We start from the raw sequence: 14,632 nt of genomic DNA on the forward strand, positions 1-14,632 counted from the left end.
CCGGTCAAGGTCGAGCCCGAGGCCAAGGCCGAGCCCGAGACGGCCGTCGAGCCGGAGCCCGAGCCCGAGGCCAAGGCCGAGACCCCCGCCCCCGTGACCGAGGCGGCCCCCGCCCCCGAGCCGGAGGCACAGCCCGAGCCCACCCCGGCAGCCGAGCCCGAGCCGGAGCCCACCCCGGCAGCCGCGGCCACCACGGCCACCACGACCACCACCCCCGCGGCCTCCCCCGCCCCCAAGCCCGCCCTCACTCTCGCCAAGGTCAAGTCGCGGGCTCCCGGGCTCGTCGACTCGTACAAGGCGGCCCAGGCCGGGCTGAAGGCGCACGGGCTGACCGGGCTGCGCGCCACCGTCTACCTGGTCCTCGACCGCTCCGGCTCCATGCGGCCGTTCTACAAGGACGGCAGCGCCCAGCACCTGGGCGACCGCACGGTGGCGCTCGCCGCGCACCTGGACGAGAACGCGACCGTCCCCGTGGTCTTCTTCTCGACGGACATCGACGGCACCGGCACCGTCGGCCTCGCCGACCACGAGGGCCGGATCGACGAGCTGAACGCGGGCCTCGGCCGCCTCGGCCGTACGAACTACCAGCGCGCCGTCGAAGAGGTCGTCGCGCACTACGAGAAGTCCGGCGCGACCGGCCCCGCCCTGGTGGTCTTCCAGACGGACGGCCCGCCGGACGCCAAGCAGGCCGCCAAGCAGGCGCTGGCCGACGCGGCCCGGCTGCCGCTGTTCTTCCAGTTCGTCGCGTTCGGCGACGAGGACGCCAAGGGCTTCGACTTCCTGCGCAAGCTGGACGCCCCGAACGCCGGGTTCTTCCACGCGGGCCCCGCACCCCGGGAGGTCGCGGACGCCACGTTCTACCGCGAGGTCCTCGCCGCGCTCCCCGCCTGGGTCGCCGCCCGCGAGACGGTGACCGCCGACTGACCGACCGGCAGCCGTACGGTCACGGCGAGCCCGCCCTCGGGGCCCGGCACCGCCGTGACCGTACCGCCGTGCGCCACCGCGATGGAGCGCACGATCGACAGGCCGAGGCCCGACCCGCGCCCCATCCGGTCCTTGCCCTCACCCCGCCGGAACGGCTCGAACAGCCCGGGTATGTCCGCCGCGTCCACCATCGGCCCGGTGTTGCGGACCTTCAGCAGCGCCGCGCCGCGGACCGCCACCAGTGACACGTCCACCGTCCCGCCCGGCACGTTGTACGTGACGGCGTTGGCCAGCAGATTCGCCACCAGCTGCGCCAGCAGCAGCCGGTTCCCGCGCACCGTGCAGAGCCCGGTGGCGGCCTCCACACCCGGGTGCCGGGCCGTCTCCTCCGCCACCACCCGCGCGAGATCCACCTCCTCCCGCTCGCCCTCGGCGAGCCCGCGCTCACTGCGCGCCAGCACCAGCAGCCCCTCGATAAGCCGTTCGCTGCGCCGGTTGTTGTCCAGGAGCGTCTGCCGGGTCCGTACGAGATCCTCGGGGGTCGGGTCGTCCAGGCCGATCTGGATCGCCGCCCGCTGGGTGGCGAGCGGGGTGCGCAGCTCGTGGGAGGCGTTGGCGATGAACCGCCGCTGGCTGTCGAACGCCCTCTCCAGCCGGGCCAGCAGCGCGTCGAGCGTGTCGCCCAGCTCCTTCAGCTCGTCGTCGGGTCCGCTGGACGCGATCCGCTCGTGCAGATTGTGCTCGGAGAGCCGGCGGGCCTTCGCGGTCATGGCGTGCACCGGCCGCAGCACCCGCCCCGCGGTCCACCAGCCGACGCCGACCGCGCAGGCCGTCATCACGAGCAGCGCGGCCGCGGACCACATGAGCAGCTGGTGCCCGGCCGCGTCGCTGACGTGGTCGGTGAGGTCGTAGACGGTGGGCGGCCCGAGACTCCGCCGGGTGATCAGCGGACCGTTCACCGCGTAGCCGGGCTGGACGACCGCGGCGGTGCGGGCGATGTCGCGCGCCTGGGAGTCCGTACCGGCGCGGGACGCGAGGTTGACGGTGGCGAGCAGCGCCGTGCCGAGGATCAGGAACACCCCGCCGTACACGAGCGCGATCCTGGTCCGGATCCTGGAGTGCGGCACACCGGCCGGCGGCCTCACAGGGCGTACCCCACTCCCTGCACCGTACGGATCAGGGCCGGCTCCCCGAGCTTCCCGCGCAGCTTGCTCATGCAGACGCGCACGGCACCGGTGAACGGATCGGCGTTGGCGTCCCAGGCCCGCTCCAGCAGCTCCTCCGCGCTGACGGTCCCGCCGTCCGCCTCCAGCAGCAGCTGGAGCACCGAGAACTCCTTCGGCGAGAGGTCCAGCTCCCGCCCGTCCCGCGAGGCCGTGCGCCGTACGGTGTCGAGCCGGATGCCGTGCCGTTCCAGCTGCGGCGGGACCGGGCGGGCGCTGCGGCGGCGCAGCGCCCGGACCCGGGACACCAGCTCCGGGAACTCGAACGGCTTGCCCAGGTAGTCGTCGGCGCCGAGGTCGAGCCCGGCGACCCGGTCCTCCATGGATCCGGCGGCGGTGAGCATCAGGATCCTGGTCCGGGAGCCGGAGGCGACGAGCCCGCGCGCCACGTCGTCGCCGTGCACCCGCGGCAGGTCGCGGTCCAGGACGACGACGTCGTAGTCGTGCAGCCCCAGGTAGGCGAGGGCGGCGTCACCGCTGTACACCGTGTCGACGGCGAACCCGGCCCGCCGCAGTCCGGTGGCGACCAGCTCCGCCAGGATCTCCTCGTCCTCGGCGACCAGTACCCGCATCGTGATGTCCCCTGCCTCGTACACGCGTGTCCACTCCCTCCCAGGATGCGTCTTTGCTACGGGAAGGGATGTTTCGCAAAGGTCTCCACGTGCGTGGCCGGGTTTATCGGTGTGAGTTGATCTTCCCCGGGCCGTTAGGATTTCGACCATGGCGGCCACTGGATCCGAGAAGCAAGGGGGCGACGGCGTGAAGAGTTTCTACGTATCGACCCCCATCTACTACGTCAACGACGCTCCTCACCTGGGCCACGCCTACACGACCGTCGCAGGCGACGTGCTCACCCGCTGGCACCGCCAGCGCGGCGAGAAGGTGTGGTACCTCACCGGCACGGACGAGCACGGTCAGAAGATCATGCGCACTGCCGAGGCGAACGAAGTCACCCCGCAGGAGTGGTGCGACAAGCTCGTGGAGGAGGCGTGGAAGCCCCTCTGGGAGCACCTGAACATCGCGAACGACGACTTCATCCGTACGACGGAGAAGCGCCACACCGACCGGGTGCAGGAGTTCGTCCAGGACCTGTACGACAAGGGTGAGATCTACAAGGGCGGCTACGAGGGCCCGTACTGCGTGGGCTGCGAGGAGTACAAGCTCCCCGGCGACCTCATCGAGGACGAGGCCGGCGTCAAGCTGTGCCCGATCCACAAGAAGCCGGTGGAGATCCTCAAGGAGGAGAACTACTTCTTCAAGCTGAGCGCCTACGGCCCGAAGCTGATGGAGTTCTACGCGAACAACCCGGGCTTCATCCAGCCCGAGTCCGCCCGCAACGAGGTCGTGAACTTCGTCAAGCAGGGCCTCCAGGACCTCTCGATCTCCCGCTCGACCTTCGACTGGGGCGTCCCGGTGCCGTGGGACGAGAAGCACGTCATCTACGTGTGGGTCGACGCCCTGCTGAACTACGCCACGGCGGTCGGCTACGGCGCCAACCAGGAGAAGTTCGACAGCACGTTCCCCGCGAACGTGCACCTGGTCGGCAAGGACATCCTGCGCTTCCACGCGGTGATCTGGCCCGCGATGCTGATGGCGCAGGGCCTGCCGCTGCCCGGAAAGGTCGCGGCCAACGGCTGGCTGATGGTCGGCGGCGAGAAGATGTCGAAGTCGAACCTGACGGGCATCAAGCCGCAGGACCTGACCTCGCACTTCGGCGTGGACGCGTACCGCTGGTACTTCCTGCGGGCGATCGCGTTCGGCAGCGACGGCTCGTTCTCCTGGGAGGACTTCTCCGCCCGCTACACCTCCGAGCTCGCCAACGACTACGGCAACCTCGCCTCGCGCGTCGCGGCCATGGTCGGCAAGTACTTCGGCGGGGCGCTCCCGGAGGCCACCGCATCGGGTGACGCCGAGAAGGCGGTCCAGGAGGGTCTGGCCAAGGCCGTCGCCACGGCCGACGAGAAGATCGGCGAGGAGCTGGACTTCCAGGCCGGCATCCTGGCGATCTTCGACTTCGTGAAGCAGGTCAACGGCTACATCACGGAGCAGGAGCCCTGGAAGGTCGCCAAGGACACCTCTCCCGAGGGCCAGGCCCGTCTCGCGACGATCCTCTACACGGCCGCCGAGTCGCTGCGCGGCGTCGCGGTCCTGCTGAACGCCGTGATGCCGGAGACCTCGCAGAAGCTGTGGGAGTCGCTGGGCGCCGAGGCGTCGCTGGGCGCACTGGCCGAGCAGCGCGTGCAGGACGCGGGCAGCTGGGGCCGGCTCCCGGCGGGCACGACGGTGACGAAGGGCGCGGTGCTCTTCCCGCGCCTGGAGGAGAAGCCCGCGTAACGCGGTGTGCGTACGGCGAAGGGCGGGACCGCGTTTCCGGTCCCGCCCTTCGCCGTACCGCCGCTCGTGGTCAGCGGGCCCAGTTCTTCAGCGGCCCGGTGTCCGGTTCGATGCCCACCGGGTCGGGCAGCTCGCGGTCTTCCCGTACGGCACCGTCACCACCTGCTCGTACCGCACCCCGTCGGGCTGCGAACCTGGGTCGGCCCACTGCGCTCGGCCTCGTTGACCGCTGCCTCCTGTGGAACCCGGCCTGCCTCCGGAGTACGGGCCCGCCTCCCGGCCCGTATCCGGTTCACCGTTCCAGTGCCTCCGCGTCACCCATCACGACGACCGGCTTCTTCGCGGGGTCGAGGGTGCTCACGAGTTCCCGCATCCGGTCCAGGGGGAGCGAGACGCAGCCCTGGGTCGGGCCGCCGTGGTCGACGTGGATCCAGATGCCGCCGCCGCGCTCCTGGCCGAGGGGGCGTTCCTGGTCCAGCGGGGTGACGCCGGGGGTCCGGTTGTAGTCGATGGCGACGACGTAGTCGAAGGACCCTTCGAGCTGCTCCCCGTCGAAGCCCTCGCCGCTCACCACGAACGCCGGGTTCCGGTCGTAGGGGAACGCCGTTTCGGGGGGATCGAACAGGCCGCCCGCGTAGGTCAGCCCGTAGACCCCGACCGGGGTGCGGAGATCGCCCTCCCAGTGCTCGTCGGTCCAGCCGTTCAGCGCGTTGTGGGCCGGCCAGCGGGTGGTGACGGGCAGCCAGCCCAGGGCCGGGTTGTCCCGGGCGTAGAGGACCGCGGTGGACAGGCTGGAGTTGTAGGAGTCGCCGGTGACGACGAAGACCTGTTTGGCGGACGCCGGGATCGAGGCCCGGGTCTTCGGCCCCAGCGCGGGGATCTCGCGCGGCCGGACGACCGGCGCGTACGGCCCGGGGGCGGCCCGTCTCCGTGCGCCGTCGGCCTGTGGCCCCGCGACACCGGCGGAGACCGAGGCGGACGCCCGGACGGACGGGTTTCCGGTCGCGGTGTCGGAGGTGGTGTCGCCGCATGCGGTGAGCAGCAGCACGGCGGCACAGGTGCCGACGTGGACGGCGTACGGGGGACGCCGGACGGCCGACGGACGGAACACGGACACGGGAACTCCTCAGCAGTCGTGGGGTGACGGCAGCACGGGCGAGCTCCCCGTCACGCCTCTTGCCGCCGAGCCCAGTTAACGCCGCGTCGGGCGAGCGCGAATCCGTACGGGGGCCATACGGCTGTATCGCCCGCCGGACACGCGCGCCGATGGTCCGCGGAACCGTCCCCTGCGTGTAGTTTCCGGACCTTGCGTTCCGCAGGAGTGCCGAAGGACTGATCGCCGGTCAGGTCCGGGTACCGGTCACGGCGGCGACGGCCGTGGAGCCGGCCACGGTGTCAGGGGGTGGCCTCGGCTCACCCGTTGAGGAACTCCGCACACCGGTACGGGCCCAGCACCTCGCCGTCGGAGGGCCGCAGGGTGACCTCGACGTCGTCGGTCCTGACCTTCGGTTCGAGTACGGACTGGGCGCGCGCCAGCGTGCACACCAGCTGGCCCGTGCCCAGGTCGCGCCCCGAGCCCGGGTACGAGCCGTCCATGCGCACCGTGACCCTGGTCCCCTCGCCGGTCGCCTCGTAGCCGCCGAGCTGGGGGACGAGAGAGGTGAGCCCGCCCCGCTCCTCGACCGGCGGCGGCTTCCCCGCGAGCAGCTTCAGCACCGAGACGAGGTCCTTGATCTCCTGGTCGAGCAGCGGCACCGCGCGCAGCCCGGCGGCGGACGCGTAGTACAGCCGCATCCCGCGCGTCGGCCCGGACGCGGGCTCGCCCGCCTCCACCACCCCGGTCGGCTGGACGCCGCACGCCACGAGGGCGCCCCCGAGCGCGGCGACCACGATCCCCTGCCGGATCCTCACTCCGTGTCCTCCCTCATGGGTCGTAGCGGCAGCCGCAGCGTGAACACCGCGCCGCCCCGCGGCCCGTCGGCCGCCTCGATCGTGCCGCCGTGCAGCCGGGCGTTCTCCAGCGCGATCGCCGTGCCGAGGCCGCTGCCCTGTCCGGTGTCGTCGGCCGCGCCGCGGGTGCGGGCCGTGTCCGCCTTGTAGAACCGGTCGAAGACCCGCTCCCCGGTCCCCGGCGGCAGCCCGGGGCCGTGGTCGGCGACCTCCAGCGTCACCCACTCCCCGTCCGCCCCGGGGGCCGTCGCGAGTGTCACGGTGACCGGCGGGGCGCCGTGCCGCAGCGCGTTGCCCACCAGGTTCGCGACGATCACGTCGATCCTGCGCCGGTCGACCACCGCCCGCAGCCCCTCGGGCAGCTCGGTCCGCACCCGGTCCGTCCAGCCGCGCAGCGCCAGCGACGCCCGCACGGTGTCGGCGAGATCCGCCTCGGCCGCGTTCAGCCGTACCGCCTTCGCGTCGAAGCGGGAGATCTCCATCAGGTCCTCGACCAGCCGGGACAGCCGGGCCGTCTCCGCGCCGACGGTACGGGCCGCCCGCGCCGCGTCCGGCGGCAGCTGGTCGGCGTCCTCCTCCAGGACGGTCGCCACCATCGCCATCGCCGCGAGGGGGGTGCGCAGTTCGTGGGACACGTCCGCCACGAAGCGGCGCGCCTTCGCCTCCTGCTCGCGCAGCTCCGTGTCGGAGGCCTGGAGCGCGTCGGCGGTCTCATTGAACGTCCGGGCCAGATCGGCGAGTTCGTCGTGCCCGGAGACGGCGACCCGGCTGCCGAGGTCCCCGGCCGCCAGCTCACGGGTGGCCCGGCCCAGCTTCCGTACCGGACGCAGGACCGTCCCCGCTGCCAGCAGCGCCAGGACGGCGGCCAGCACCACCACCGGCACCATGCCCGTCCGTACGGAGTCCAGCAGGGCGGTGGTGTCGTCGCGTTCGGCCCGCAGATCGGTGATCGCGAAGACCTCCAGGCCGGAGGTGCGGCGGTCCCCGTCGGCGAAGGTGACGGGCGTGCCGACGACCAGATAGGGATCGCCCCGCCACCGCACCCGCTGGAACTGGGCTCCGTCGCCGGTCGTGACGGCGGTGCGCAGCTCGGTGGTGATCCGGGCCCTGGTGTCGGCGAGCGAGTCGGAGACGGCGGAGAGGTCCTGGTAGCGGGCGACGACGATGTTCCCGCCGAGGCCGTCCGACACCCGGGCCGCGAACCGGGACAGCGACTGCTGGTCGGGCGGTACGTCGAAGTCGGCGGCGACCGCGGTGACCCGCTCCCGGAGGTCGTTCACGGCGGCGTTCTGGGTGCGCTGGAGGACGGCGGTGCGGGCGTCCCGGTAGGCGAGGGCGGTCGCGGTCACCGCGCTGATGAGCGCGACGACGACGAAGGTGACGACGAGCCGGACGCGCAGCCCGCCGACGAGCCGCCGGGAGCGCCGCTTCGGGGCGACGCCGCGCCCGCCTCTGCCGTCGTCCGCACGGCTCGCGGCGGGCGTGCCGCCCGTACGGCTGGTGGCGGCCTTCTCCATACGGCTCGCGGCAGCCTTCCCAGTACGGCTCGCGGCAGCCTTCTCCATGCGGCTCGCGGCGGCCTTCTCCGTACGGCTCGCGGCGGTCTTCTCCGTACGGTTCACAGCGGTCCGAAGCGGTAGCCGAAGCCCCGCACCGTCTGGACGTACCTCGGTCTGGCCGGTACGTCCTCCAGCTTGGCCCGCAGCCGGCCGACCGCCGCGTCCACCAGCCGGGAGTCGCCCAGGAAGGTGTGGTCCCAGACTGATTCCAGGAGCTGCTCGCGGCTGAGGACCCGGCCCGGGGAGGCCGACAGCTCCAGCAGCAGCCGCAGTTCGGTGGGCGGCAGCGGGACCGGGGTGCCGTGCTTGGTGACGGTCAGTCCGGCGCGGTCGATCACCAGCCCGGCGAGGTCGTCGGCTCCCCCGCGCACCGGCCCGGACGGTTCCGCCCGCCGCAGCGCGGCCCGGATCCGGGCCTCCAGGACGGGGGCGGTGACCGGCTTGACGACGTAGTCGTCGGCGCCCGCCTCCAGACCGGTCACGATGTCCGAGTCGTCGCCGCGTGCGGTCAGCATGATGACGGGCAGGGTCGCCGAGCGGGCGCGGATGCGGCGGCACACCTCGAAGCCGTCCATGCCGGGCAGCATCAGGTCCAGGACGGCCAGTTCCACCCGCGCGCCCCGCTCCCCGGCCAGCAGGGCGAGAGCCTGCTCGCCGGTGGCGGCGGTCTCCACGCCGTACCCGTGCCGGCGCAGCACGAGCTCCATCCCGTCCCGTACGGACGCGTCGTCCTCGATCAGCAACACATGCGGCATGGAGCCGATTATGTGCATGCCCGGACCGCCCGCGTCTGCCCCGGACAGGGCTGGAAGCGCAGGCCGGGGGGATTGTTACGTTCCCATCATGTGGCCATGGAGGGGCCATCATCCGGGGCAGCCAGTGTGCGGCGCATGACCTTTCCCAGGACGAACCCCCGCAGCCCCCGCAGCCCCCGCACCACCGCCCGGCTGCGCATGACCGCCCTCGTGGCCCTGCCCGTGCTCGCCCTCTCCGTCGGCTGCGGCGGCGGGGACGACGGCGCGGGCGGTACGAAGAAGAGCGATGCGATCGCCGACGTACCGGACACGCCGCGCGCGAGCGCCGAGAAGGACGGGAACAAGGCCGACGCCCCGCCCGCCGGCAAGAGCGCCTTCTACGACGCCCAGCTGAAATACGTCCAGTGCATGCGAGTCAAGGGCGGCTACAAGGACTACCCCGACCCCAAGCTCAGCGGCTACCTCGACTGGGAGAAGATCGAGGTGATCGCCTCGAAGCCCGGCCAGAACGAGGCGTACAAGGGCGGCAAGGACGGGGTCTGCGCCCCCGAACTGCTGGCCGCCATGGACGCCGAGCCCGAGCGTGACCAGCAGAAGTCCTACGAGTCGATGCTCGCGCACGCCAAGTGCATGCGGGACAACGGCGTCTCCAGGTTCACCAACCCGACCATGAGCGGCGGCAACGCCCAGCCGGGCGGCGACCCGAACCCCGCCTCCCCGTCCATCGACACCGACTCACCGGCGTACAAGCAGGCCCGCGAGGCGTGCAAGTCGAAGCTGATCGACAGCGTGGAAGGCATGCAGTGAGGCGCCGCTCCGCCCTCGTCGCACTCGGTGCGGCGGCCGTCCTCGCCGCCGTCACCGGCGGCGTCCTGTTCCTCGGCGACGGCGACGACGCGGGCGCCTCCGGGCCGGGCGGCGACCTGCCGCCCGCCACCGTGAGCGTCGTACGCACCGACCTCGTACGGTCCACGACGGTCGACGGCAGGCTCGACTTCTCGCAGCGTCGCACCGTCAGGTCCGCCGTCGAGGGCACCGTCACGGTGACCGCCCCCGAGGGCAGGACGGTGGCCATGGGGCAGGCGCTGTACGAACTGAACGACAAGCCCGTCACCCTCCTCTACGGGCCGGTCCCGATGTTCCGCGAGATGAAGGCGGGCGACCGGGGCAGTGACGTGCTCCAGCTGGAGCGCAATCTGCGCGACCTGGGGTACGGCGCGCAGCTCTACGTCGACACGCGGTACGACAAGGGCACCGAGGCCGCCGTGAAGCAGTGGCAGAAGTCCCTGAACCGCGAGACCACCGGCCGGGTCGGCCGGGGCGACGTGGTCTTCCAGCCCGACCGGGTCAAGGTGGTCTCCGCCGACGCGGCGCTCGCCGACCAGGTCGGCCCGGACGAGCCGGTCCTGACGCTCGCCTCCACCCGGCCCGTCGTACGGGCGGAACTGGAGCAGACCGACGGCGCGCTCACCTCGAAGGGCACCAAGGTCGAGGTCACCCTGCCGAGCGGGAAGACCGTGGCCGGCAAGGTAGCCGGAACGGTGCGCCCGGAGGCGGCCGCCTCCGGGGCCGACGCGGGCGCCCAGGACGGCATCGTCGTCGAGGTCGTCCTGGACGGCGGGGCGAGCGCCGCGTCCGGCGAGGACACCGGGAAACCGGTGAGCGTGAAGTTCGTCAGCGAGGCGCACAAGGGGGTCCTCGCGGTCCCCGTCGAGGCGGTCGTCGCCCTGCGCGGCGAGAACGGCGGCTACGGCCTCCAGGTCGTCCGGGGGACCACCTCGCGGATGATCCGGGTGGAGACCGGCATGACCGCCGACGGACAGATCGAGGTCAGCGGCCCCGAGGTGCGCGAGGGCCTGAAGGTCGGAGCGGCCGCGTCATGACACCGGCCCCGGTGATCGAACTGCGGAACGCCACCAAGTCCTACCCCGGCGGCGTCCACGCCCTGCGCGGGGTGAACCTCACCGTCCAGGAGGGCGAGCTGCTCGCCGTCGTCGGCCCGTCCGGCTCCGGCAAGTCCACGATGCTCAACATCATGGGCACCCTCGACAAGCCCACCAAGGGCACCGTCGAGGTCGCCGGTTACGACGTGTCCGGGCTCTCCGACTCCCGGCTCTCCGCACTGCGCGCCCGCCACATCGGCTTCGTCTTCCAGCACTTCCACCTTGCGGCGGGACGCGACGCGGTGGACAACGTCGCCGACGGACTGCTGTACGCGGGCGTGCCGCTGAAGGAGCGGCGCAGGCGTGCCCGGGAGGCGCTGGCCGGGGTCCGGCTGGACCACCGCCGTTCGCACACGCCGAACGAGCTGTCCGGCGGCGAGAAGCAGCGGGTGGCCATCGCCCGCGCCCTGGTGGGCAGCCCCCGGCTGCTGCTGGCGGACGAGCCGACCGGGGCGCTGGACACCGCGTCCGGCGAGCTCGTCATGGAGCTGCTGCACGAGCTGAACGCGTCCGGCACCACCGTCTGCGTGATCACCCACGACAACGAGATCGCGGACTCGCTGCCGCGCCGGGTCCGCTTCCGGGACGGCGAGATCGTCTCGGACACGCGCTCCGGGGTGCCCTTGGGCCCACGTACGGAAGGGGCCGGTTCATGAAGAACGACCTCAGACCCGCCCGTCTGTCCCCCCGCGACATCCTCCGCGTCGGCGCGGTCGGCCTGCGCGCCCGTCGCGCGCGCGTGGTGCTCTCGGCGCTCGGCATCGCCATCGGCATCGCGACCATGGTCGCGGTCGTCGGCCTGTCCGAGTCGAGCCGCGCGGACCTGATGGCCCGGCTCGACCGCCTCGGCACCAACCTCCTCACCGCCGAGGCGGGCCAGGACGCCACGGGGCAGCGGATCCGGCTCCCGGAGAACGCGGTCGCGATGGTCGAGCGCATCGGCCCGGTGCGGCACGCCACGGCCACCGCCGACATCGACGCCCGCATCCGCCGCAGCGACGTGGTCCCCGAGGAGCGCACCGCCGGCGTCACCGCCCAGGCGGCCCGCATCGACCTGCTGTCCACGCTCGGCGGCCGGGTCGCGAAGGGCAGCTGGCTGAACCCGGCCGGCGAACGACTCCCGGTGACGGTCCTCGGCTCGGTGGCGGCGGAGCGCCTGGGCATCACCCGCACCGGCGAGACGATCATGATGAACGACACCCGGGTGGTCGTCGTCGGCATCCTTCAACCGCTCGAACTGGTCCCCACCCTGGACCGGGTGGCCATGGTCGGATTCCCCGCCGCCGAGCGCCACTTCGGCTTCGACGGCCACCCGACCACCGTCTTCGAGCGCTCCACGGACGCCTCGGTCGAGGACGTACGGGCGGTGCTGGCCCGCACCATCAGCCCCGGCAGCGAAGGGGGGATCAGGGTCTCCCGGCCCTCGGACGCGCTGGCCGCGAAGGCCGCCACCGACGAGGGTCTGACCAGTCTGATGCTCGGCCTGGGCGCGGTGGCCCTGCTGGTCGGCGGGGTGGGCGTCGCCAACACCATGGTCATCTCCGTCCTGGAGCGCCGCCAGGAGATCGGGCTGCGCCGCTCACTGGGCGCGACCCGGGGCGCGGTCCGGCTCCAGTTCCTGACCGAGTCGCTGCTGCTGTCGGCGCTGGGCGGGGCGACGGGAGCGCTGCTGGGCGCGGCGGCGACATACGGCTTCGCGCGGGTCCAGGGGTGGACGGCGGTGGTCCCGCCCTGGTCGCTGGCGGGCGGCCTGGCCGCCACCCTCCTGATCGGCGTGGTCGCGGGCCTCTATCCGGCGATCCGCGCCTCCCGGCTGCATCCGACGGTGGCCCTGAACGCGACCTGAGACAACCTGCCGCAAACGTGGAACATCCCCCGGCCGACCCCGGCCGGGGGATGTTTCACGTGGAACCGAAGCAGAACCGGCGCAGGACCGCAGCGGGACCGCAGCAGAGCCGGTGGCGCTTACTTCGCGCCGGTGTCCCTCGCCACGGAGTCCGTGGCGTCCGCCTTCTCCTTCACCGTCGCCGCCGGCTTGCGGAGCTGGATGTTCAGCTCGCGCAGCCGGGTCTCGTCCAGCTCCGTCGGGGCGCCCATCATCAGGTCCTGGGCGTTGCCGTTGAGCGGGAAGGCGATCGTCTCGCGGATGTTGGGCTCGTCGGCCAGCAGCATCACGATGCGGTCGACGCCCGGGGCGATGCCGCCGTGCGGCGGGGCGCCGAGACGGAAGGCGCGCAGCATGCCCGCGAACTCGTGCTCGACGGTCTCGCGGTCGTAACCGGCGATCTCGAAGGCCTTGAGCATCAGCTCGGGCTCGTGGTTGCGGATGGCGCCGGAGGACAGCTCGATGCCGTTGCAGACGATGTCGTACTGCCAGGCGAGGATGTCCAGCGGGTCCTTCTCCTCCAGGTCCTTCAGGCCGCCCTGGGGCATCGAGAAGGGGTTGTGGGAGAAGTCGATCTTGCCGGTGTCCTCGTCCTTCTCGTACATCGGGAAGTCGACGATCCAGCAGAACCGGAAGACGCCTTCCTCGAAGTGGCCGGCGCGCTTGGCGGCCTCGACGCGGACGACGGACATGATCTTGGAGACCTCGTCGAACTCGCCGGCGCCGAAGAAGACCGCGTGGCCCGGCACGAGGGAGAGCCGCTCGGTGAGCGTCTTGACGTCGGTCTCGGTGAGGAACTTGGCGATCGGTCCCGCCAGGGTGCCGTCCTCGCCGACCCGGACCCAGGCCAGGCCCTTGGCGCCGTGCTGGACGGCGTAGTCGCCGAGGCCGTCGAAGAACTTCCGGGACTGACCGGCGGTGTCCGGGACCGGCAGGGCACGGACGTGCTTGCCGGCGAAGGCCTTGAACTCCGAGTCGGCGAAGACGTCGGAGATGTCGACCAGTTCCAGCTTGGCGCGCAGGTCGGGCTTGTCGTTGCCGTACTTCAGCATCGACTCGCGGAACGGGATGCGCGGGAACGGCGAGGTGACGTGGCGGCCGTTGCCGAACTCCTCGAAGAGCTCGGTCATCAGCTTCTCGATCGGCCGGAAGACGTCCTCCTGCTCGACGAACGACATCTCGACGTCGAGCTGGTAGAACTCGCCGGGCGAACGGTCCGCGCGGGCGTCCTCGTCGCGGAAGCACGGCGCGATCTGGAAGTAGCGGTCGAAGCCGGAGATCATCAGCAGCTGCTTGAACTGCTGCGGGGCCTGCGGCAGGGCGTAGAACTTGCCCGGGTTCAGACGCGACGGGACGACGAAGTCACGGGCGCCCTCGGGGGAGGTCGCGGTGAGGATCGGGGTCGCCATCTCGTTGAAGCCGAGGGCCACCATCTTGGCGCGGATCGAGGCGATGACCGCCGAGCGCAGCATGATGTTGCGGTGCATGCGCTCGCGGCGCAGGTCGAGGAAGCGGTACTCCAGGCGCCGCTCCTCGTTGACCCCGTCCTCGGTGTTGATCGTGAAGGGCAGCGGGGCGGCCTCGCCCAGCACCTCGACCTCGGTGACCTCGATCTCGATCTCGCCGGTCGGGAGCTCCGGGTTGACGTTGTCGGCGCCGCGCGCGGAGACCTTGCCGTCGATCCGTACGACGGTCTCCTTGGTGAGCTTCGCCAGTGCCTCGTTGCCGGGGGTGCCGGGGCGGGCGACGAGCTGCACCAGACCGTAGTGGTCGCGCAGATCGATGAAGAGGATGCCACCCAGGTCTCGGCGATTGTGCAGCCAGCCGCTCAGCCGGACGTCGGTGCCGACGTCAGAGGCGCGGAGCTCGCCGCAGGTGTGGGACCTGTACCGATGCATCGTCGTTCATCCAGTCTTCGCGGTTCGGGGTGGATTCAGCCTCCCCAGGCTACCGCCCGCACCCGCACCGAATCATTGACATTGACATTTCAAGATCATCCGGGGCCTTCCGAGGGGCGGGAGGGCCCGCCCCTCGGTGGCGTCCACGGAGCAAGTCTTCT

The 14,632-nt window shown here is 72.0% G+C and carries 13 protein-coding genes; 6 read left to right on the plus strand and 7 right to left on the minus strand.

The window, feature by feature from the left end:
- A partial coding sequence (locus EES42_RS20960) for a VWA domain-containing protein (RefSeq protein WP_206433526.1) occupies positions 1-924 on the plus strand: 924 nt, incomplete at its 5' end.
- Here EES42_RS20960 and EES42_RS20965 read toward each other — a convergent pair.
- Both EES42_RS20965 and EES42_RS20970 read right to left on the minus strand, forming a co-directional pair.
- Complete coding sequence (locus tag EES42_RS20965) at positions 858-2,069, minus strand: sensor histidine kinase (RefSeq protein WP_124719776.1); 1,212 nt, start codon at positions 2,067-2,069, stop codon at positions 858-860. The genes EES42_RS20960 and EES42_RS20965 overlap by 67 nt on opposite strands.
- Positions 2,066-2,719: a response regulator transcription factor gene (locus EES42_RS20970; RefSeq protein ID WP_164495293.1), complete on the minus strand. Its 654-nt coding sequence runs from the start codon at positions 2,717-2,719 to the stop codon at positions 2,066-2,068. The genes EES42_RS20965 and EES42_RS20970 overlap by 4 nt, the downstream gene beginning before the upstream one ends.
- 148 nt (positions 2,720-2,867) lie before the next feature.
- Here EES42_RS20970 and metG point away from each other — a divergent pair, with 148 nt between their 5' ends.
- Complete coding sequence (metG, locus tag EES42_RS20975; protein WP_124719778.1) at positions 2,868-4,481, plus strand: methionine--tRNA ligase; 1,614 nt, start codon at positions 2,868-2,870, stop codon at positions 4,479-4,481.
- A gap of 292 nt (positions 4,482-4,773) precedes the next feature.
- Here metG and EES42_RS20980 read toward each other — a convergent pair whose 3' ends face one another.
- From EES42_RS20980 to EES42_RS20995, 4 genes are all read right to left on the minus strand, one after another.
- Entirely contained in the window at positions 4,774-5,592 is an 819-nt protein-coding gene (locus tag EES42_RS20980) for a L,D-transpeptidase family protein (protein WP_241196532.1), read from the minus strand.
- Between the two features lie 302 nt (positions 5,593-5,894).
- Positions 5,895-6,392, minus strand: coding sequence for a hypothetical protein (locus tag EES42_RS20985; protein WP_124719780.1), 498 nt, complete (start codon positions 6,390-6,392; stop codon positions 5,895-5,897).
- The gene (locus tag EES42_RS20990; protein ID WP_241196493.1) at positions 6,389-8,053 is read right to left on the minus strand and encodes a sensor histidine kinase; all 1,665 of its coding nucleotides are present in this window, start codon (positions 8,051-8,053) and stop codon (positions 6,389-6,391) included. Before EES42_RS20990 ends, EES42_RS20985 begins: the two co-directional genes overlap by 4 nt.
- Positions 8,050-8,745 carry a response regulator transcription factor gene (locus tag EES42_RS20995; protein ID WP_124719781.1) on the minus strand — a complete coding sequence of 232 codons (696 nt, stop codon included), beginning with the start codon at positions 8,743-8,745 and terminating at the stop codon, positions 8,050-8,052. The genes EES42_RS20990 and EES42_RS20995 overlap by 4 nt, the downstream gene beginning before the upstream one ends.
- Before the next feature lie 135 nt (positions 8,746-8,880).
- Here EES42_RS20995 and EES42_RS21000 point away from each other — a divergent pair, with 135 nt between their 5' ends.
- Genes EES42_RS21000 through EES42_RS21015 form a run of 4 tightly spaced genes read left to right on the plus strand, consistent with a single transcriptional unit; the run spans position 8,881 to position 12,534 of the window.
- Complete coding sequence (locus EES42_RS21000; protein WP_124719782.1) at positions 8,881-9,552, plus strand: hypothetical protein; 672 nt, start codon at positions 8,881-8,883, stop codon at positions 9,550-9,552.
- On the plus strand, positions 9,549-10,628 hold the full coding sequence (locus EES42_RS21005; protein WP_124719783.1) for a peptidoglycan-binding protein: 1,080 nt from the start codon (positions 9,549-9,551) through the stop codon (positions 10,626-10,628). The genes EES42_RS21000 and EES42_RS21005 overlap by 4 nt, the downstream gene beginning before the upstream one ends.
- Positions 10,625-11,344 (plus strand): ABC transporter ATP-binding protein, encoded by a 720-nt coding sequence (locus EES42_RS21010; RefSeq protein ID WP_124719784.1) that lies wholly within the window; start codon positions 10,625-10,627, stop codon positions 11,342-11,344. Before EES42_RS21005 ends, EES42_RS21010 begins: the two co-directional genes overlap by 4 nt.
- Complete coding sequence (locus EES42_RS21015) at positions 11,341-12,534, plus strand: ABC transporter permease (protein ID WP_124719785.1); 1,194 nt, start codon at positions 11,341-11,343, stop codon at positions 12,532-12,534. Before EES42_RS21010 ends, EES42_RS21015 begins: the two co-directional genes overlap by 4 nt.
- 119 nt (positions 12,535-12,653) lie before the next feature.
- On the opposite strand, the gene aspS is transcribed toward EES42_RS21015, so the two are convergent.
- Positions 12,654-14,471, minus strand: coding sequence for an aspartate--tRNA ligase (aspS, locus tag EES42_RS21020; RefSeq protein ID WP_124719786.1), 1,818 nt, complete (start codon positions 14,469-14,471; stop codon positions 12,654-12,656).
- Between the last annotated feature and the right edge of the window lie 161 nt (positions 14,472-14,632).

This window comes from Streptomyces sp. ADI95-17 (assembly GCF_003846175.1).
Classification (GTDB): domain Bacteria; phylum Actinomycetota; class Actinomycetes; order Streptomycetales; family Streptomycetaceae; genus Streptomyces; species Streptomyces sanglieri.